Genomic DNA, 17684 nt, shown 5'->3' on the forward strand with positions numbered 1-17684 from the left:
CTGCATGTCCTCGACCGACCTCTACCGTCCCACGGCTTCAGAAGCTCCGCCACGGACGCTCGACAACCTGCCGCTGTTCCCGTTGCACACGGTGCTGTTTCCCGGTGGACGGCTGCCACTGCGCGTGTTCGAGGCGCGCTATGTCGACATGGTGCGCAACTGCCTGCGCGACAGCACGCCCTTTGGCGTCTGCCTGATCGAAAGCGGCGAGGAAGTGGCCCGCCCGGACCAGCCCACCGTGCCCGAGCCGGTCGGTTGCCTGGCCGAGATCGTCGACTGCAACATGGAGCAGCTCGGCGTGCTGCTGATCCGCGCGCGCGGCCGCGAGCGCTTCCATATCGCCAGCCATGAGACCCGCGACGACGGCCTGCTGGTGGCACGCGCCGAAGTCCTCCCCCCCGACATCATCGACTGCAAGCTGGAACTGCTGGGCGAATGCCTGGATGCGCTGCGGCGCATTGTCACGCGGCTGCACGCCGAGCAACCCGACCGCCTGCCGTTCGACGAGCCCTACCTGTGGGACGACCCGAGCTGGGTTGCCAACCGGCTGTGCGAGTTGCTGCCGGTGCCGCTCAAGGCCAAGCAGATGCTGATGGCGCTGCCCGACGCGGGCATGCGGGTCGAGATCGTGCACCGCTATATGCGCCAGAACCACATGCTCTAGCCGCGGTTTTCCGTCACGTTCAGAACAACCCGCCGCGGGCCTGGTCGTCCAGCAGCCGGCGCACCGGCGCGGGCGTCCCCACCGCATCGAGATCGTCGAGCGAGAGCCAGCGTTGCGCGGCTTCCCCGGCGCTGTCCTGCACCATCAGGCTTGCGCCGTCCGCGCTCACATCGACCCGGATGGCACGGATCAGCAGGCGGAAGTGCGTGAACACATGGGTCAGCTCGCCGGTCAGCGTGGCGCGCGCGGGCTTGCCGAAGGCGCGCGCATAGTCGAGCGCCGCCGCCTCGGCGGCTTCCGCATCGAAGGGCACGGTATCGACCGGCATCTCCGGCAGGCTCCACAGGCCGCCCCAGATGCCGCTGCCCGGGCGCAGGCGCAGCAGTACTTCGCGCCCGCGCCGCACCAGCAGCATCACCGTGCTGCGTTCGGGGATGGCGGCGCGCGGCTTGGGCGTGGGCAGCACGCCGGTGAGCCCGTCACGGCGCGCCACGCAACCGGCCGACAGCGGGCACGCGCCGGCGTCGGCCAGGCAGGCCGGCTTGCCGCGCGAACACACCGTTGCGCCCAGGTCCATCAGCCCCTGCGTATAGGCGATCATGTCCTCGGCCTGGCGCGGGCCGGGCGCCGGCAAGGCCACCTCGGCCAGTTGCCACATGCGCGTTTCCACCGCGCGCTCGCCCGGATGGCCATGGATGCCGAAGCAGCGCGCGAACACTCGCTTGACGTTGCCGTCCAGGATCGGCGAACGCACGCCGGCACTGAACGCGGCGATCGCCGCCGCGGTGGAGCGGCCGATGCCTGGCAGCGTGGCCAGCACCGCGGGATCCGTCGGGAAACAGCCGCCGTGCTCGCTGACCACCTGCATGGCGCAGCGGTGCAGGTTACGCGCGCGCGAGTAATAGCCCAGGCCCGCCCACAGCGCCATCACCTGGTCGGCAGGCGCCGCGGCCAGGTCCTGCACCGTGGGCAGCTGCGATACAAAGCGCTGGAAATAGTCGATCACCGCGCTCACCTGGGTCTGCTGCAGCATGATCTCCGACAGCCAGATGCGGTACGGGTCGCGCGTGTTCTGCCACGGCAGGTCATGCCGGCCATGCCGGCGCTGCCAGTCGACCACGCGCGCGCCGAAGTCGGGCGGCACGAGGATGTCGTCGGGCATGGCGGGGACGGTGCGGGGGGCTGGTTTGCGGGGCATGTGGGTAAAACGATCTGAAGCGCTGGGGCGCGGCGGCGCACCAAAGAAAAAGGCGCCGCAAAGCGCGGCGCCACATGATATACCGGCCGGGGACCCGGGCTAGGCTACCGCAAGGCTCGCATTGTCCTCGCCGGCAGCCGGCCGCATCAGCCGCTCGGCATAGCCCTCGATGCGCCCGCTGCGCTCATCGAGCCCGTTGAGCACCTCCTCAAGCTCGGCGATGCGGCTTTCCAGCGTGTCGGTCGCCTCGTGGATGCGCTCGATCGAATCGACGCGCCGGCGCAGCTGCTTCTGGTGCTCGCGCACCTGCGCTTCCAGCGGCGTCATCACCGACTTGAGCCAGACCTCGATATCGCGGTTCAGGTCGCGGAAATTCTCCAGCACGCGGCTGGCCATGGTGTTGAACGCGCTCTGCACCAGCTGCGGGCGCGAACGCGTCAGCATATTGACGGTGCCGAAGTGCGCGTGCACCAGCCGCAGCGTCTCCTGCAGCTCGGCCACGTAGCGCTCGGCGGTGAACTGCATTGGCGCGGGCAGCGTGAAGCCGTGCTCGGCATTGAAGCGCCGGTACATGCTTTCGATCAGCTGGTACAGCTGGCCGATCTTGTTGTCGGCATCGGTCACCAGCACCGTCAGTTGCGCGAACAATGCGTCCATGTCCTCGCGCAGGCCGCGCGAGAAGAAGCGTTCCTTCATCTGCTCGCGCGCGGTGCGCATGGTGCGGCGCACGTCGCGCAGCTGCAGGCTCTTGATGATGTCGGCGCTATGGCGGCCGAAGACCATGCGCAGTGCCTGGAACTTGCTGATGCTCTGCTCGAACTCGTCCTTCTCGCCCTGCACCCGCATCAGCATGTGCTTGACCATCGCATGGTTCTTGCCGCGCAGGCCGCGCAGCTCGAACAGCTGCTCGACGATATCGCGGCGGCGGATCTGCAGCAGCTGCTGCGCGGCGCGCGCCATGTCCTGCACCAGCCGGTGCACCTGGTCCGAGACGATCTCGCGCCGGCGCGGGATCAGCTGCTCGGACAGCACGTGCTCGAATTCGGGCAGCCCGCTGTGCGCCAGCAGCGCGTCGTCATGCGTGACCTTGGCCACCAGGCCCTTCTGCGCCGATACCGGATACACGCGCGACTGCTCGATGCCCAGCACCTGCGCGGTGGTCGACACCTGCCGCGCGATCTCCTGCGCGATCTCGCCCGGCTGGCGCAGCGGATCCCACAGCCCGTCGATCTTGTTGAGCACGGCCAGGCAGCCGCGCCGGTGGCCGGCGCCGACATGGCCGCGCCACAGATCGAGGTCGCTCTTGGTGACGCCGGCGTCGGCGGCCAGCACGAACACCACCACGTGCGCATCCGGGATCAGCCGCAGCGTCAGCTCGGGCTCGGTACCGATCGCGTTCAAGCCCGGCGTGTCGAGGATCACCAGGCCCTGGCGCAGCAGCGGGTGCGGAAAATTGATGACGGCGTGGCGCCAGCGCGAGATCTCGACCATGCCCTCGGCATCGACCGCGTACGCGGCGTCGGGATCGTTCTCGTGGTACAGCCCCAGCGCCTCGGCCTGCTCGGGCGGCACGCGCATGGTCTGCACCACGTGCTGGAACGCCTCCAGCATGCCCTCGGGCGAAGACGGGTCCAGCGGCACCGAATGCCAGTGCGAAGCCGAGGTGCCGGCCTCAAGGAAGTCAGCGGTCGAGGCCTCTTGCAGGCGCGTCTCGATCGGCAGCAGGCGGATGCTGGGCGGCTCGGCCTCGTCGTAGCGCAGCTCGGTCGGGCACATGGTGGTGCGCCCCGCCGACGATGGCAGGATGCGGCGCCCGTAATCGGCAAAGAAGATGGCGTTGATCAGCTCGCTCTTGCCGCGCGAGAACTCGGCAATGAATGCAACCTTGAGGCGGTCGCTGCGCAGCACGCTCTGGATGCGCTGCACGCGGTCGTCGGCCTGGGCATCGTACAGGTCGTGCTGCTGCAGCCAGGACTGGAATTCGGCCAGTGACTGGAGGACCCCGGTTCTCCAGGCGCCGTATTGTTCGAATTGGTGGGCGAGCGTTGTCATGGAGCTGTTCGGCTGACTCGGTTTTACCTCGGGGTTCGCCGCCTTCGCGGTGCGCCCGTGTTCACGCAATGCCGGTCCGCAACTGCGTCTACCCGGCAAGCGGCTGGGCCATTTTGTAACTTTTTATGTCTGCGCACACGATACAGGTTTCCACGGCGGTTTTGTGGAATTCGCGCCCCGTGCGCGGCGGCGGCGCCAGGAGTGTTGCGCCGACCCATCGACAATGGCCTGTGGCGCGCTTTGTGCGCCACACGGCGCCTGCTGCCGGGCTTGCCGGGGGGCCGGCAAGACTCAGTGCTGGCAGTTGGGGCAGTAGAAGGTGGAGCGCTGGCCTTGCACGATCTGGCGCACGGGGGTGGCGCAGACCCGGCACGGCTGGCCGGCGCGATCGTAAACAAAGCAATCGAGCTGGAAGTAGCCGCTGGCGCCATCGCTGCCGACAAAATCGCGCAGCGTGCTGCCGCCGCGCTCGATGGCCTGCGCCAGGGTCTCGCGCACGGCCTGCGCCAGGCGGTCGCAGCGCGCGCGGCTCAGGCGCCCGGCCGGGGTGGTCGGGCGGATGCCGGCGCGGAACAGGCTTTCGGACGCATAGATATTGCCCACCCCCACCACGATACCGCCGGCCAGCAGCACGGTCTTGATGGCGGCGCTGCGCCCGCGCGTGTGGCGATGCAGCCAGGCGCCGTCGAAGGCGGGATCGAAGGGCTCGATGCCGAGCGTGCGCAGCAGCGGATGCGACGCCAGTTCCGCCTCGGGCAGGGTCGTCCACAGGATGGCGCCGAAGCGGCGGGGATCGCGGAAACGCAGCACGATCGTGCCCTGCCCGGGCTGCGGTGTGGCGTCAGGCGTGGTGCCCGGCTCCGGGGCCAGCACCAGGTCGAGGTGGTCGTGCGCACCGGGCGGCGGCGCATCGGGCAGCACCCGCAGGGTTCCGGTCATGCCGAGGTGCACCAGCAGCCAGCCAGCGGGCTCCCCCGCATCGGCACTGACGCACTCGAGCAGCAGGTATTTGCCGCGGCGCTCGATGCGGCGCACCAGCCGCCGCGCCAGGCGCGCTTCCAGCTCGGGATCGACCGGCCAGCGCAGCCCGCGGTGGCGCACCGTGACCGCGGCGATGCGCCGTCCCACCACATGCGGCAGCAAGCCGCGCCGGGTCACTTCGACCTCGGGCAATTCTGGCATCGAACCTCTCCGTTGGTTACCGCTCAAAACTTCTGCCGCGCCTGCGGGCACCGTCCTGCTGCGCCAAGCAGCGCATTGTAGCGGCAGGCTACAATGCCCTTATCAATGCGCAATCTCCTATCCTTCGCCAGCGCGCGCCGGAGCACTCAATACATGTCGGACCTCAAGCCGGACCTGATGCCGGACTCCACGTTGCAAGCCACCGCGGGCGGCCGCCTGGCCACATTGCCGGGCGCCGGGTCGCGCACAGCCGGTGCTTTTGCCCGCTTGTGCCAGGCGCCACGGCGCCACGCGCGTGCGCTGGCCGCCTTTGCGGTGCTGGCCATGGCCGCTGGCGCTAGCCATGCGGCGCCAGCGGTCGACGCGGGGCCAATGCCCAGGTTGCAGCTGGCCGCGGCGGAGGGCGAACGCCCTGCCGCCGGCAAGGCGGCGCGCACCCCGCTGCCGTCGCTGGAGCTGACCGACGATATCGTCTATATGGTGCTGGCCGCGGAGATTTCCATGCAGCGCGGGCTGGTCGGCCCGGCCTACCGCACCTACCTGGAACTGGCGCGCCAGACCCGCGACCCGCGCTTCGCGCAGCGCGCCACCGAGATCGCCTTCAACGCGCGCATCCCGCAGCAGGCGCTTGACGCCGCGCGCCTGTGGAAGGACATCACCCCGACCTCACCCGCGGCAACCCAGGTGCTGTCGACGCTGCTGGTGCTCAACGGCCGCTGGGACGACGCCCGGCCGCTGCTGCAGCAACAGCTGGCCGCGGTGCCGGCCAACCATCGCGGCGATGCCATCCTGCAGTTGCAGCAGCAGCTGTCGCGCACCAGCGATCCGGCCGGCGCAGCCGCGCTGCTGCAGGACCTGACCAGGAATGAAGCCAGGCTGCCTGAAGCGCAGCTGGCCCTGGCGCGCGCGCGCGAAATCGCCGGCGACGAGCCGGGCGCGCTGGCCGCCCTCGACCAGGCGCTGCTGCTGCGCCCCGGCTATGAAGCGGCCGCGCTGATGTCGGCCGAGATGCGTGCGGAGAAGCAGCCCGACGATGCCGTCGCGGTGCTCAGGCGCTTCCTCGATAAGTCGCCCGATTCGGTCAACGGCCATATCACGCTGGCGCGGCTGTACTTGCTGAAGAACGACATGCAGTCGGCCCGCGCGGAATTCGAGACACTGCGCAAGGTGGCCCCTGCCGACCCGCGCGTGCCGCTGGCGCTTGGCCTGACCAGCCTGCAGGCCAAGAACTACGACGAGGCCGAGCAGTACCTGCAGGAATACCTGCGACTGGTCGAGAAGCAACCCACCGCCAACCCCGACATCGCCTACCAGTACCTGGCGCAGATTGCCGAGGAGCGCAAGGACTATGCGGGTGCGATCCGCTGGCTGGACCGCATCGAGGATGTCCGCCTCGCGCCGGCGGCGACCGCCAAGCGCGCGCAGTTGCTGGCGCGTATGGGCAAGCTCGACGAGGCGCAGGCGCTCTTCGGCGAGTTGCTCAGCGATGCCGACGACATCCCCGATCCGGGCCAGCGCACGCAGCGCGTGATCGCCATCCGCCAGGCCGAAGTGGCCACGCTGATGGAAAGCAAGGCCTATGACCGCGCCCGCAAGGTGCTCGACGAACGCGTTAGCGCCGAGCCCGACAACGCCGACTGGATCTATGAGCTGGCCATGCTCGACGAACGCCAGAAGCACTACGACAGCATGGAAAAAGGCCTGCGCAAGGTGATCGCGCTGCAGCCGCAGCAGAAGCAGGGCTACAACGCGCTGGGCTACTCGCTGGCCGACCGCAACGAGCGCCTGCCCGAGGCGCTCAAGCTGCTGGAGCGCGCCTCCGAGCTGGGGCCGGACGATCCTTACATCATGGACAGCCTGGCCTGGGTCAAATTCCGCATGGGCGACCTGCGCCCCGCGGCCGACCTGCTGCGCAACGCCTATTCGAAGGCGCCCGAGGCCGAGATCGGCGCGCACCTGGGCGAGGTGCTGTGGGCACTCGGCGAGCGCGACGAGGCGCGCAAGACCTGGACCGAAGCCGTGCGCATCGACCCCGATAACGAGACCCTGGTCGATACGCTGCGCCGCTACAAGGTCAACGTGCAGCTGTCCAAGTAACCCCGCGCGCCGCGCACCCGAAGCCCGGGCCCGCGGCGCCGGATTCCCGTCAGCCGGCGGCCGCCGCGCCGCCGTCCTCACGACCATGCCCATGAACCGATCCCGACGCCTGGCGCTGCTTTGCCTGGGCGCGCCCCTGCTGTTGCAGGCGTGCGCCAGCGTGGCGCCGTCGCGCAGCTTTGATGTCGACCCGAGCGCCGTCAGCCAGCAATACACCGGCCGCTTCTCCGCCAACTACGTGCGCTATGGCCGCGACGAGGGCGTGCAGGGCAGCTTCCGCTGGGAAGAGCAGGGCCGCAACGTGCGGCTGGACCTGGTGTCTCCGCTCGGGCAGACCCTGGCCGTGGTCACCGCCACGCCGTCCGGCGCCACGCTGGACCTGCCCAACCAGCCGCCGCGCAACGCACCCGAAGTCGACACCCTGATGGAGGAAGCGCTCGGCTTCGCGTTGCCGGTGGCCGGCATGCGCGACTGGCTGCACGGGCGTGCCACCCAGGGCGCGCCCGCGCGCACCACGCGCGACGAGCAGGGCCGCCTGGCCACGCTGGCACAGAACGGCTGGACCGTGCGCTACGTCGCCTGGCAAGATGCGCCCGCCGCCGGCGCTGCTGCAACCCAGGTGCCGCGCCGCATCGACCTGGCGCGCGACGCCGGCAGCAATCCGCTCTCGGTGCGCCTCGTGATCGATCCCCAGACGCCATGAACCACGCCATGCGCAGCAGCCATCCCCTGCCCCCGCCCGAATTGCGCGACTGCCCCGCGCCGGCCAAGCTCAACCTGTTCCTGCACGTGACCGGACGCCGCGCCGACGGCTACCACACGCTGCAGACCGTGTTCCAGCTGGTCGACTGGTGCGACACGCTGCATTTCCGGCGCCGCGAAGACGGCGTGGTCGCGCGCGTCACCGAAGTGCCCGGCGTACCGGCCGAGACCGACCTGGTGGTGCGCGCCGCGCGCGCCCTGCAGGCCGCCACCGGCACCGCGTTCGGCGCCGATATCGCCATCGACAAGGTGCTGCCGATGGGTGGCGGCATCGGCGGCGGCTCGTCCGATGCCGCCACTACGCTGCTGGCGCTGAACCATCTGTGGGGCCTGGGCCTGACGCGCGCCGAGCTGATGCAGATCGGACTGAAGCTGGGCGCCGACGTGCCGGTGTTCGTGTTCGGCGAGAACGCCTTCGCGCAAGGCATCGGCGAGGACCTGACGCCGGTCGAGTTGCCCGACAGCTGGTTCGTGGTTATCCACCCGAAACAGCATGTCCCCACTGCTGAAATTTTTTCGGACGAGTGCTTGACAAGGGATACGCCCCTCTCCATAATTGCGGTCTTCGCTGCTCGCACAAACAAATTCGATTTCGGTCGCAACGATCTGGAACCGATAGCAACAGCGAAGTTCGGCGAAGTCGCCCGAGCCCTAGCATGGCTGAAGCAACACAATCAGCATGCCAGGATGACCGGATCCGGAGCCTGCGTGTTTGCGCGTTTTTCAGACGCAACAACGGCACAGAAGGTTTTGGAAAGGTTGCCTCCCGAGTGGGATGGCAGGTGTGTGCGCAGTCTGGCACGTCATCCGCTCGCAGCGCTCGCGTAGCAAGTTTTTCGTTCCGCGCGGTACGGCAGTCCGGTACCACGATGAACGGCCCGGTTGTGTAGGGGAGTCGCCAAGTTGGTCAAGGCACCGGATTTTGATTCCGGCATTCGAAGGTTCGAATCCTTCTTCCCCTGCCATTACATTCCTATAGTGTCCTTACGGACCCTCAGTATCAGTCACCGGCTTTGCCGGTGACGCCAAGCTCCCCCAGCAGCAAGACAGGTGCCCCGAATGAGCAGCGAAGGCTTGATGGTATTTACCGGCAACGCCAACCCCAAACTCGCGGAGGCTGTCGTACAGCACCTCGGCATTCCGCTGGGTAAGGCACTCGTTGGCCGTTTCTCCGACGGCGAAGTTCAGGTTGACATCCAGGAAAACGTTCGCGGCAAGCACGTCATCGTGCTGCAGTCCACCTGCGCGCCGACCAACGACAACCTGATGGAACTGATGGTGATGGTCGACGCGCTCAAGCGCGCCTCGGCACGCAGCATCACCGCCGCCATGCCCTACTTCGGCTATGCCCGCCAGGACCGTCGCCCGCGTTCGGCGCGCGTGGCGATCTCGGCCAAGGTCGTGGCCAACATGCTGGAAGTCGCCGGCGTCGAGCGCGTGCTGACGATGGACCTGCACGCCGACCAGATCCAGGGCTTCTTCGATATCCCCGTCGACAACATCTACGCTTCGCCGGTTCTGCTGGGCGACCTGCGCGAGAAGAACTACGGCGACCTGCTGGTAGTGTCGCCGGACGTCGGCGGCGTGGTCCGTGCCCGCGCGCTGGCCAAGGAACTGAACTGCGACCTGGCGATCATCGACAAGCGTCGTCCCAAGGCCAACGTGGCCGAGGTGATGAACATCATCGGTGAAGTCGACGGCCGCAACTGCGTCATCATGGACGATATGATCGACACCGGCGGCACGCTGTGCAAGGCCGCCCAGGTGCTGAAGGAGCGCGGCGCGCTGAAGGTCTTCGCCTACTGCACGCACCCCGTGCTGTCGGGCGGCGCGGCAGCCCGCATCGCGGACTCGGCGCTGGACGAAGTGGTGGTGTGCGACACCATCCCGCTGTCCGAAGAAGCCGCCAAATGCGCCAAGATCCGTCAGCTCTCGACCGCTCCGTTGCTGGCCGAGACCTTCACCCGCATCGTCAAGGGCGACTCGATCATGTCGCTGTTTGCGGGTTCCTGATAGAATTTAATGTTTTACTGCGTTGATCGCCGCCTTTTAGCGATCAACGTGACTTGATCGGCGCATACCTTTCCATTTGCGCCGCAACGAGGCTGTCTGGTCGCGGACAGCCTTCTTACTTTTGGAGTCATCATGAAAGTTGTCGCTTTCGAGCGTAGCGTACAGGGAACGGGTGCGAGCCGCCGCCTGCGCAATTCGGGCAAGACCCCCGGCATCATCTACGGCGGTGCCGCCGAGCCGAAGATGATCGAACTGGATCACAACGCCCTGTGGCACGCCCTGAAGAAGGAAGCGTTCCACTCGTCGATCCTGGACCTGGAAGTTGCCGGCAAGAGCGAACAGGCCCTGCTGCGTGCATTCCAGATGCACCCGTTCAAGCCGCTGGTGCTGCACGTCGATTTCCAGCGCGTGTCGGCCAACGACAAGATCCACGTCAAGGTGCCCCTGCACTTCATGAACCAGGAAGCCGCTCCTGGCGTGAAGCTGGGCCACGGCATCGTCAACCACATCGTGAACGACCTGGAAGTGTCGTGCCTGCCGGCCGACCTGCCCGAGTTCATCGAAGTGGACCTGGCCGCCGTCGAGCTGAACCAGACCGTCCACCTGTCGGACCTCAAGCTGCCGAAGGGCGTGACCGTGATCACCCACGGTGACGACAACCCGGCCATCGCCAGCATCTCGCAACCGGCTGGCGCCGTGTCGGAAGCTGCCGAAGGCGGCGAAGCCGCTGGCGAAACGCCGGCTGCCTAAGCTGCAGCAGCGGTTGCGGCCCACGGGCCGCACCACGAAGAAACCGCCGCTCTTGCGGCGGTTTTTTTTCGCCCGGCAGCCGTCTGCCGGTTTTTCGGTATCCTTGGCGCCAGTGGCGCAGTCCCGCGCGCCAACGACACAGTCAAACGCATGATCAAGCTCATTGTCGGCCTCGGCAATCCCGGTGCGGAGTACGAGGCCACCCGACACAACGCCGGCTTCTGGCTGGTGGACCAGCTGGCCCGCATGGGCGGCACCACGATGCGCGTGGAAGGCCGCTTCCACGGCCTGGCCGCGCGCGCGCGGCTTTGGGACCAGGACATCTGGCTGCTCAAGCCGTCGACCTTCATGAACCGCTCCGGGCTGGCCGTGGTGTCGCTGGCGCGCTTCTACAAGATCCTGCCCGACGAGATCGTGGTCGCCCATGACGAGATGGACCTGCCGGCAGGCGCCGCCAAGCTCAAGCGCGGCGGCGGCGCGGGTGGCCATAACGGCCTGAAGGACATCTCGGCCCACCTGACCACGCAGGACTACTGGCGCCTGCGCCTGGGCGTGGGCCATCCGCGCAACGCGCCCGGCGGCGCCGGTGCCGGCCGCGAGGACGTGGTCAATTTCGTGCTCAAGCCGCCGCGGCGCGAGGAGCAGGAAGCCATCGATGCCGCCATCGACCGCTGCATCGACCCGCTCGGCCTGCTGGCACGCGGCGACGCCGAACGCGCCATGGCGCAGCTGCATACCGCGCGCTGATCGACACCCCGGGCAAGCCGACGGAGGCGTAGCCGCGCAGTGTTGCAGGCCGTACCCGTAGCGACCGGGAAAAAATGAAACCCCCGCCACCTTGCGGCGCCGGGGGTTTTTTGCCTGGCGGAAGCTGCCGGATTCAGGCCGCGTGCTTTGCCGCCGTCAGCAGACGGTAGCGCTGCATCAGCACCTCGTGGGTCTCGACGCGGTTCGGATCCTTGGGGATGCAGGCGACCGGGCAGACCTGCTGGCATTGCGGCTCGTCGAAGTGCCCGACGCACTCGGTGCACTTGTTGGGGTCGATTTCATAGATCTCGGGCCCCATCGAAATGGCTTCGTTCGGGCACTCGGGTTCACAAACGTCGCAGTTGATGCAGTCGTCAGTGATCATCAGCGCCATGGTGTTTCCTTCCTGCGGACACGCCCGCGCCCGACTGGCCGCGAATCGACGTATCTGAAGCCAGTATTTTATTCCGGTTTGCCGATTTTCTCTTGCAGCCAGCGTTCCACCGACGGGAACACGAACTTGCTGACGTCGCCGCCCAGCACCGCGATCTCGCGCACGAAGGTGCCGGAGATGAACTGGTACTGGTCCGACGGCGTCAGGAACATGGTTTCCACGTCGGGCAGCAGGTAGCGGTTCATGCCCGCCATCTGGAATTCGTACTCGAAGTCGGACACCGCACGCAGGCCGCGCACGATCACGCGCGCATTGTTATTGCGCACAAAGTCCTTGAGCAGGCCGGAAAAGCCTTCGACGCGCACATTGGGATAGTGCCCGAGGACTTCACGGGCGATGCCGATGCGCTCTTCGAGCGAAAAGAACGGGCGCTTGTTGGGGCTATGCGCCACGCCGACCACCAGTTCGTCGAAAATGTTCGACGCACGGCGGACAAGATCCTCGTGTCCCCGGGTCATTGGATCGAAGGTGCCGGGATAGACCGCGATGACCATACTTCCTCCTTGATCTGCCCGCTGCCGGCCCTGGAAGGACCGCCTCTTGCGCCGGCCGGGCCGGTGTGGGTGCTGCGTCGCGAGCGTTGTGACAGCGGCGTAGTGTAACCCTAAATGCGCCGCTTGGAAGTCGTCCGGCGCACCGTTTTGCGGCAGTGCAGCTAAGAAGCCGTTGCTAAATGAGGAAGGCGACCTTCCCCATTCTGGAAACGAGGGTGGCCGGGGCGGCACCCCGGACGGGTGTATCAGGCGGCGCCGTTGCCCGCCACACGGTGCTGCAGCAGGTGGAAATGCACCGCGCCGGCACGCGCGTGCCGCATGATCTCAAGCGATGCCGGCACGGGCGCGTCGGCACCGGTCAGTGCGTGGTCAGTCTCGACATAGACCGCGCCGCCGGGGCGCGACAGCCGTGCTGCGTGTTCCAGCGCGGGTCCGATCCAGTCCTCGGCAAACGGCGGGTCCAGGAAGACCACGTCGAAGCTGGCATCGGGCAGCTGCGCGGCAATGGCGAAGGCATCGCCCTGCATCACGCGCACCTGCGACGCATCGAGCCGGTACTGGTTGTCGCGCAACTGCCTGGCCACGCGCGCATTGGACTCGACCAGCGTCACCGCGGCCGCGCCGCGCGAGGCGGCCTCGAAGCCAAGTGCGCCGGAGCCCGCGAACAGGTCCAGGCATTCCAGCCCGGACAGGTCCTGGCCAAGCCAGTTGAAGAGCGTCTCGCGCACGCGGTCGGGCGTGGGCCGCAGGCCCTGGGCGTCGGGAACCGGCAGCAGGGTGCGCTTCCAGCGGCCGCCGATGATGCGGACCTGGGAAGGTGCCTGGCGCGGCACTGCGGAGACGGGAGGTCGCCCGCCATTGGCGGGCGAAGGCAATCGGGAACGCGAATTCATGCCGTGATTGTAGAGCCTGTGGGCCGGTCCGCCGCAGGGGGCGCCGGCATCACTGTCCGGCCGCGGCTGCGGACGCGGCAACCGGGCCGCCGACGATCACCGTCGCCATGCTGTCCGGGTGCACATGGCGCTGGAAAGCCGCCTTGACCTGTTCGCGCGTGACCTTGCCGATCTGCGCGGTCCAGCTGTCCAGGTAATCCAGCGGCAGCCCGTACCAGCCGATATTGGCCACGTTGGTCAGCAGCTTGCGGTTGTTGTCGATGCGCAGCGGGAATCCGTTGATCAGGTTGTCCTTGGCCGCGCGCAGCTCCTTGTCGGTGGGGCCCTCGGCGACAAAGCGCGCCAGCACCTGGCGCACCAGCGCCAGCGCTTCGTCGGTCTGCGCCTTCTTGGTCTGCAGGCTGATGCCGAACGGCCCCGGCTGCTTGGACGGCGCGAAGTAGCTGTCCACGCCGTAGGTCAGGCCGCGCTTTTCGCGCACCTCGTCGGTCAGGCGCGAGCTGAAGCCGCCGCCGCCCAGCACGTAGTTGCCCACCAGCAGCGCGAAATAGTCGGGGTCGCCCCGCGCGATGGCCGGCTGGCCGATCGCCACGCTGGCCTGCTGCGCCGGGTGCGGCATGCGCTGTTCGCTGGGCGCGATCTTCAGGCGCACCTGCGGCATCGCCGGCGCCGCGCTGCCCGGCGGCAGGCCGCGCGTCAGCTGCTCGGCAATGGCTTCGGCCTGCTTGCGGTCGACCGCGCCGATCAGCGTCACCACCGCGCGCTGCGCGCCGTAGTTGTCGCGCCAGAACTTGACCACGTCATCGCGCCGGATCGACGTCACGCTGTCCGGGGTCGCGGCCACGCCATAGGGATGGTCGGGATACATGGCCCTGGCCAGCGCCTTGTCGGCGATCACGCCGGGCTTGGCGTCGGCTTCGCGGATGGCGGTGATCAGCCGCTGCTTCTCGCGCCCGACCACGGCGTCCGGGTAGGTCGGCGCCTTGATCAGCTGCGCGGCCAGCGCGACCGACTGGTCCAGCTCCGGCTGCGCGGTCAGCGTGCGCAGCCCGATGCCGCCGCGGTCGCCGCCGGCCGCGCCGCCAAAGGCGGCACCGGTATCGGCAAAGGCGTCGGCGATCTTCGCTTCGTCGCGCGCCGGCTGGCCGTCCTGCGCCGCGGCACCCTTGTCCAGCAGCGCGGCCGTCAGCGTAGCCAGCCCGGCCTTGCCCGGCGGGTCATAGCGGCTGCCCGCGTCGAAGTCGATATTGATATCGAGCATCGGGATCGACGGGCTGTGCACGAAGAACACCTGGGCGCCGGTGGAAGCGGTCCAGTGCTCGATCGGAATCGCGGCCTGTGCCAGTTGCGCGGCCAGCAGCATGGCGGCGCCCAGCGCCGCGCCGGCGAACTTGCGCAGCGCACGCTGCGGGGTGTTGACGTATTCAGTCATCGCCTTTCCTCAATGGCGCAGGCCCGCCGGGGCCTGGGACTTGGGCTTGTTCGGATCGATCGGCTGCGGCACCAGCGTGGCCACGGTCAGGTTGTCGTCGTTGAAATACTTCGCGGCGACGGCCTGCACCTGCTCCGGCGTGACGGCCTTGATCTTGTCGAGCATGCGGTCGATCCGGCGCCAGGAGATCTCCGAGATCTCCGACACGCCGATCTCCATGCCCTGCCCGAATACCGAATCGCGCTTGTAGATCTGGCCGGCCACCACCTGCGCCTTGACGCGCTTGAGCTCCTCCGGCGACACGCCTTCCTTGGCGATGCGCTGGACCTCGGCGCGCAGCGCGCGCTCGATCTCGTCGGTGTTGTGGCCCGCGGCCGGCGTGCCGTCGAGCACGAACAGCGACTCGCCGCGGTTGATGCTGTCGTAGCCGACATTGACGTCGTCGGCCAGGCGTTGCTCGCGCACCAGTTCGCGCGTCAGGCGCGCATTGTCGTAGCCGTTGAGCACGGCCGACAGCACCTCCAGCGCGTAGGGATCGACGTCTTTCTCGACATCATGCAGGCGCGGCACCTTGTAGGCCATCACCATGTACTGGTTCTCGGCCGGTGCCTTGACCCAGATGCGCTTGATGCCCTTCTGCTCCGGCTCTTCCTGGTCCTTGCGCAGCGGCAGCGTGCGCGGCTTGAGCTTGCCGTAGTAGCGCTCTGCCAGCGCACGCACTTCCTCGGCCTTGACGTCGCCGGTGACGATCACCATGGCGTTGTTGGGCACATACCATTGGCGGTACCAGTCCTTGACGTCGTCCACGCGCATATTGACCAGGTCGTCCATCCAGCCGATCACCGGGTGGCGGTAAGCGGCGGCGGTGTAGACCGTGGCCAGCAACTGCTCGTAGACGGTGCCGCGCGCGGAGTCGTCGGTGCGCAGGCGGCGCTCCTCCATCACCACCTTCATCTCGCGCTCGAACTCATCCTTGGTGATGATGAGGTTGGCCATGCGGTCGGCCTCCAGCTCCATCATCCTGGGCAGGTACTGCTTGCCGATCTGCTGGTAGTACAGGGTGAAGTCGCGGTTGGTCATGGCGTTCTCACGCCCGCCCAGCGCCGCCACCTGCTTGGAGAACTCGCCCACGCCGACCCTGGGCGTGCCCTTGAACATCATGTGCTCGAGCATGTGGGCCACGCCGGTGGTGCCGCTGACCTCGTCGATGCCGCCCACGCGGTACCAGATCTGGTGCGCCACCGTAGGGGCCCGGTGGTCTTCCTTGACGATCAGCCGCAGCCCGTTGGACAGGCGGTATTCAGTCGTGCCCTGCTCGGTCGCGCCGGCCAGTGCGGTCTGCGTGCCGGGCTTCGGCGAGGCCACGGCTTCCTGCGCCCCTGCCGGCATCGACCAGGGCAGCATGGCCAGCAGCAGCGTGGGAATGACTCGCCGCGCCAGTCGCGCGGCGCGGGCAGCGTGCGTGGAAAGAGATGGTTGGGAAGATGGTGCGTGGCGTTGGATGCGCGTTTGGGCCCAGGCCTTGGTGTCTGGTGCGCCCGCTGCGGTCAGGACAGCGCAATGGTTCATGCGACCCCGTCTGCTAGAATTTTGCCGATTGACTCACGTGCGCAAGGCTGCGCGCATGAATCTCCCATGTAGCGAACTATACGCAATCGCCGGCCGGGACCACAACGGTTTCTCCCCAGCCTTCGCGATGTCTGCGTAACCCATTGATTTATAACCGGTTGCCTGCTGGCATTGGCTGCCGCCAGGGTATCGGCCCCGGTATTGACCCCATTCCCCAATGTTTAGTTTCTGGAAGAAGCGCAAGGCCGAGCCCGCGCCCGTCGAGGCGCCAGCCCCGGCCCCCGCTCAGGTCGAGGTTCCCGCACCCGCTGCTGCACCGGCCCCCACGCCTGCGCCAGTCCCGGCGCCGGTGGCGGCTTCGATGCCTGCGCCGGGGCCCACCCCTGAGGCGCTCGAACTGGTGCCGCCCCCGGCCCCCACCGCGGAATCGAAGCTGGGCTGGATGCAGCGCCTGCGTACCGGCCTGTCCAAGACCAGCCGCAACATCGGCACGCTGTTCGTCGGCGTCAAGGTCGACGAGGACCTGTTCGAGGAACTGGAAACCGCGCTGCTGATGGCCGATGCCGGCGTCGAAGCCACAGAGTACCTGCTCGGCGAACTGCGCAAGCGCGTCAAGGCCGAGCGCATCGAGACCGCCGAAGGCGTCAAGGCGGCGCTGCGCGAGCTGCTGACGCAGTTGCTGCGCCCGCTCGAAAAGACCATGGCGCTGGGCCGCGAGCAGCCGCTCGTGATGATGATCGCGGGCGTCAACGGCGCCGGCAAGACCACCAGCATCGGCAAGCTGTGCAAGCACTTCCAGAGTTATGAGCAGAAGGTGCTGCTGGCCGCCGGCGACACCTTCCGCGCCGCCGCGCGCGAACAGCTGACGATCTGGGGCGAGCGCAACAACGTCACCGTGGTGGCGCAGGAAAGCGGCGACCCGGCGGCGGTGATCTTCGACGCCGTCAACGCGGCCAAGGCGCGCGGCATCGACATCGTCATGGCCGACACCGCCGGCCGCCTGCCGACCCAGCTGCACCTGATGGAAGAGCTCAAGAAGGTCAAGCGCGTGATCAGCAAGGCCATGCCCAGCGCCCCGCACGAGGTGCTGCTGGTGATCGACGCCAATACCGGCCAGAACGCCCTGCAGCAAACCCGCGCCTTCGACGATGCGCTGGGCCTGACCGGGCTGATCGTGACCAAGCTCGACGGTACCGCCAAGGGCGGCATCCTGGCGGCGATCGCGCGCCAGCGCCCGGTGCCGGTCTACTTCATCGGCGTGGGCGAGAAGGTGGAAGACCTGCAGCCGTTCAAGGCGGAGGAGTTCGCCGAGGCGCTGCTGGGCTAAGCCCCCGCACCGCGACAACGCAAAACGCCCCGGCAGTGCCGGGGCGTTTT

The 17684-nt window shown here is 67.8% G+C and carries 16 protein-coding genes and 1 tRNA gene; 9 read left to right on the forward strand and 8 right to left on the reverse strand.

Annotated elements, in window-relative coordinates:
* Positions 1-4 precede the first annotated feature (4 nt).
* Positions 5-664 carry an LON peptidase substrate-binding domain-containing protein gene (locus ACZ5MJ_RS16135; RefSeq protein ID WP_464220687.1) on the forward strand — a complete coding sequence of 220 codons (660 nt, stop codon included), beginning with the start codon at positions 5-7 and terminating at the stop codon, positions 662-664.
* A gap of 19 nt (positions 665-683) precedes the next feature.
* Here the strand turns inward: ACZ5MJ_RS16135 and mutY are convergent, their stop codons facing one another.
* The 3 genes from mutY to mutM form a co-directional block, all read right to left on the reverse strand.
* Positions 684-1862 carry an A/G-specific adenine glycosylase gene (gene mutY, locus ACZ5MJ_RS16140; RefSeq protein ID WP_464220688.1) on the reverse strand — a complete coding sequence of 393 codons (1179 nt, stop codon included), beginning with the start codon at positions 1860-1862 and terminating at the stop codon, positions 684-686.
* A gap of 99 nt (positions 1863-1961) precedes the next feature.
* The gene (locus tag ACZ5MJ_RS16145; RefSeq protein WP_464220689.1) at positions 1962-3914 is read right to left on the reverse strand and encodes a dynamin family protein; all 1953 of its coding nucleotides are present in this window, start codon (positions 3912-3914) and stop codon (positions 1962-1964) included.
* A 291-nt stretch (positions 3915-4205) separates the two neighbouring features.
* Positions 4206-5096, reverse strand: a complete 891-nt coding sequence (gene mutM, locus ACZ5MJ_RS16150; protein ID WP_464220691.1) for a bifunctional DNA-formamidopyrimidine glycosylase/DNA-(apurinic or apyrimidinic site) lyase — start codon at positions 5094-5096, stop codon at positions 4206-4208.
* 153 nt (positions 5097-5249) lie between these two features.
* Between mutM and ACZ5MJ_RS16155 the strand changes: the two genes are divergently transcribed.
* The 7 genes from ACZ5MJ_RS16155 (at position 5250) to pth (ending at position 11465) form a co-directional block, all read left to right on the forward strand.
* Positions 5250-7193, forward strand: coding sequence for a tetratricopeptide repeat protein (locus ACZ5MJ_RS16155; protein ID WP_464220693.1), 1944 nt, complete (start codon positions 5250-5252; stop codon positions 7191-7193).
* Positions 7194-7284: 91 nt separating this feature from the next.
* Positions 7285-7896, forward strand: coding sequence for an outer membrane lipoprotein LolB (locus ACZ5MJ_RS16160; RefSeq protein ID WP_464220694.1), 612 nt, complete (start codon positions 7285-7287; stop codon positions 7894-7896).
* A gap of 8 nt (positions 7897-7904) precedes the next feature.
* Entirely contained in the window at positions 7905-8783 is an 879-nt protein-coding gene (gene ispE / locus ACZ5MJ_RS16165) for a 4-(cytidine 5'-diphospho)-2-C-methyl-D-erythritol kinase (protein ID WP_464223741.1), read from the forward strand.
* A gap of 60 nt (positions 8784-8843) precedes the next feature.
* Positions 8844-8920: transfer RNA gene (locus ACZ5MJ_RS16170), tRNA-Gln, on the forward strand.
* Between the two features lie 94 nt (positions 8921-9014).
* Positions 9015-9968, forward strand: coding sequence for a ribose-phosphate pyrophosphokinase (locus ACZ5MJ_RS16175; RefSeq protein ID WP_464220696.1), 954 nt, complete (start codon positions 9015-9017; stop codon positions 9966-9968).
* A 132-nt stretch (positions 9969-10100) separates the two neighbouring features.
* Positions 10101-10718 (forward strand): 50S ribosomal protein L25/general stress protein Ctc, encoded by a 618-nt coding sequence (locus ACZ5MJ_RS16180; RefSeq protein WP_464220698.1) that lies wholly within the window; start codon positions 10101-10103, stop codon positions 10716-10718.
* 150 nt (positions 10719-10868) lie between these two features.
* Positions 10869-11465: an aminoacyl-tRNA hydrolase gene (pth, locus tag ACZ5MJ_RS16185; protein ID WP_464220700.1), complete on the forward strand. Its 597-nt coding sequence runs from the start codon at positions 10869-10871 to the stop codon at positions 11463-11465.
* A 133-nt stretch (positions 11466-11598) separates the two neighbouring features.
* Here the strand turns inward: pth and ACZ5MJ_RS16190 are convergent, their stop codons facing one another.
* The 5 genes from ACZ5MJ_RS16190 to ACZ5MJ_RS16210 all read right to left on the reverse strand — a co-directional run bounded on the left by ACZ5MJ_RS16190 (position 11599) and on the right by ACZ5MJ_RS16210 (position 16307).
* A complete protein-coding gene (locus ACZ5MJ_RS16190; RefSeq protein WP_010814370.1) occupies positions 11599-11859 on the reverse strand; it encodes a YfhL family 4Fe-4S dicluster ferredoxin in 261 nt (86 codons plus the stop codon).
* A 68-nt stretch (positions 11860-11927) separates the two neighbouring features.
* Entirely contained in the window at positions 11928-12413 is a 486-nt protein-coding gene (gene coaD / locus ACZ5MJ_RS16195; protein ID WP_010814369.1) for a pantetheine-phosphate adenylyltransferase, read from the reverse strand.
* A 245-nt stretch (positions 12414-12658) separates the two neighbouring features.
* Complete coding sequence (gene rsmD / locus ACZ5MJ_RS16200; protein ID WP_432259125.1) at positions 12659-13306, reverse strand: 16S rRNA (guanine(966)-N(2))-methyltransferase RsmD; 648 nt, start codon at positions 13304-13306, stop codon at positions 12659-12661.
* 49 nt (positions 13307-13355) lie between these two features.
* Positions 13356-14738: a M16 family metallopeptidase gene (locus ACZ5MJ_RS16205; protein WP_464220704.1), complete on the reverse strand. Its 1383-nt coding sequence runs from the start codon at positions 14736-14738 to the stop codon at positions 13356-13358.
* Between the two features lie 9 nt (positions 14739-14747).
* On the reverse strand, positions 14748-16307 hold the full coding sequence (locus ACZ5MJ_RS16210; protein ID WP_464220705.1) for a M16 family metallopeptidase: 1560 nt from the start codon (positions 16305-16307) through the stop codon (positions 14748-14750).
* 217 nt (positions 16308-16524) lie between these two features.
* On the opposite strand from ACZ5MJ_RS16210, the gene ftsY reads away from it, so the two are divergent.
* On the forward strand, positions 16525-17634 hold the full coding sequence (gene ftsY / locus ACZ5MJ_RS16215) for a signal recognition particle-docking protein FtsY (RefSeq protein ID WP_464220707.1): 1110 nt from the start codon (positions 16525-16527) through the stop codon (positions 17632-17634).
* Positions 17635-17684: the final 50 nt, after the last annotated feature.

Source organism: Cupriavidus sp. LA-1, from assembly GCF_055385985.1.

Coding starts and splice junctions, on each gene's coding strand:
- ACZ5MJ_RS16135 (WP_464220687.1), top strand. CDS start 5: ATGTCCTCGACCGACCTCTACCGTCCCACGGCTTCAGAAGCTCCGCCA.
- mutY (WP_464220688.1), bottom strand. CDS start 1,862: ATGCCCCGCAAACCAGCCCCCCGCACCGTCCCCGCCATGCCCGACGAC.
- ACZ5MJ_RS16145 (WP_464220689.1), bottom strand. CDS start 3,914: ATGACAACGCTCGCCCACCAATTCGAACAATACGGCGCCTGGAGAACC.
- mutM (WP_464220691.1), bottom strand. CDS start 5,096: ATGCCAGAATTGCCCGAGGTCGAAGTGACCCGGCGCGGCTTGCTGCCG.
- ACZ5MJ_RS16155 (WP_464220693.1), top strand. CDS start 5,250: ATGTCGGACCTCAAGCCGGACCTGATGCCGGACTCCACGTTGCAAGCC.
- ACZ5MJ_RS16160 (WP_464220694.1), top strand. CDS start 7,285: ATGAACCGATCCCGACGCCTGGCGCTGCTTTGCCTGGGCGCGCCCCTG.
- ispE (WP_464223741.1), top strand. CDS start 7,905: ATGCGCAGCAGCCATCCCCTGCCCCCGCCCGAATTGCGCGACTGCCCC.
- ACZ5MJ_RS16175 (WP_464220696.1), top strand. CDS start 9,015: ATGAGCAGCGAAGGCTTGATGGTATTTACCGGCAACGCCAACCCCAAA.
- ACZ5MJ_RS16180 (WP_464220698.1), top strand. CDS start 10,101: ATGAAAGTTGTCGCTTTCGAGCGTAGCGTACAGGGAACGGGTGCGAGC.
- pth (WP_464220700.1), top strand. CDS start 10,869: ATGATCAAGCTCATTGTCGGCCTCGGCAATCCCGGTGCGGAGTACGAG.
- ACZ5MJ_RS16190 (WP_010814370.1), bottom strand. CDS start 11,859: ATGGCGCTGATGATCACTGACGACTGCATCAACTGCGACGTTTGTGAA.
- coaD (WP_010814369.1), bottom strand. CDS start 12,413: ATGGTCATCGCGGTCTATCCCGGCACCTTCGATCCAATGACCCGGGGA.
- rsmD (WP_432259125.1), bottom strand. CDS start 13,306: ATGAATTCGCGTTCCCGATTGCCTTCGCCCGCCAATGGCGGGCGACCT.
- ACZ5MJ_RS16205 (WP_464220704.1), bottom strand. CDS start 14,738: ATGACTGAATACGTCAACACCCCGCAGCGTGCGCTGCGCAAGTTCGCC.
- ACZ5MJ_RS16210 (WP_464220705.1), bottom strand. CDS start 16,307: ATGAACCATTGCGCTGTCCTGACCGCAGCGGGCGCACCAGACACCAAG.
- ftsY (WP_464220707.1), top strand. CDS start 16,525: ATGTTTAGTTTCTGGAAGAAGCGCAAGGCCGAGCCCGCGCCCGTCGAG.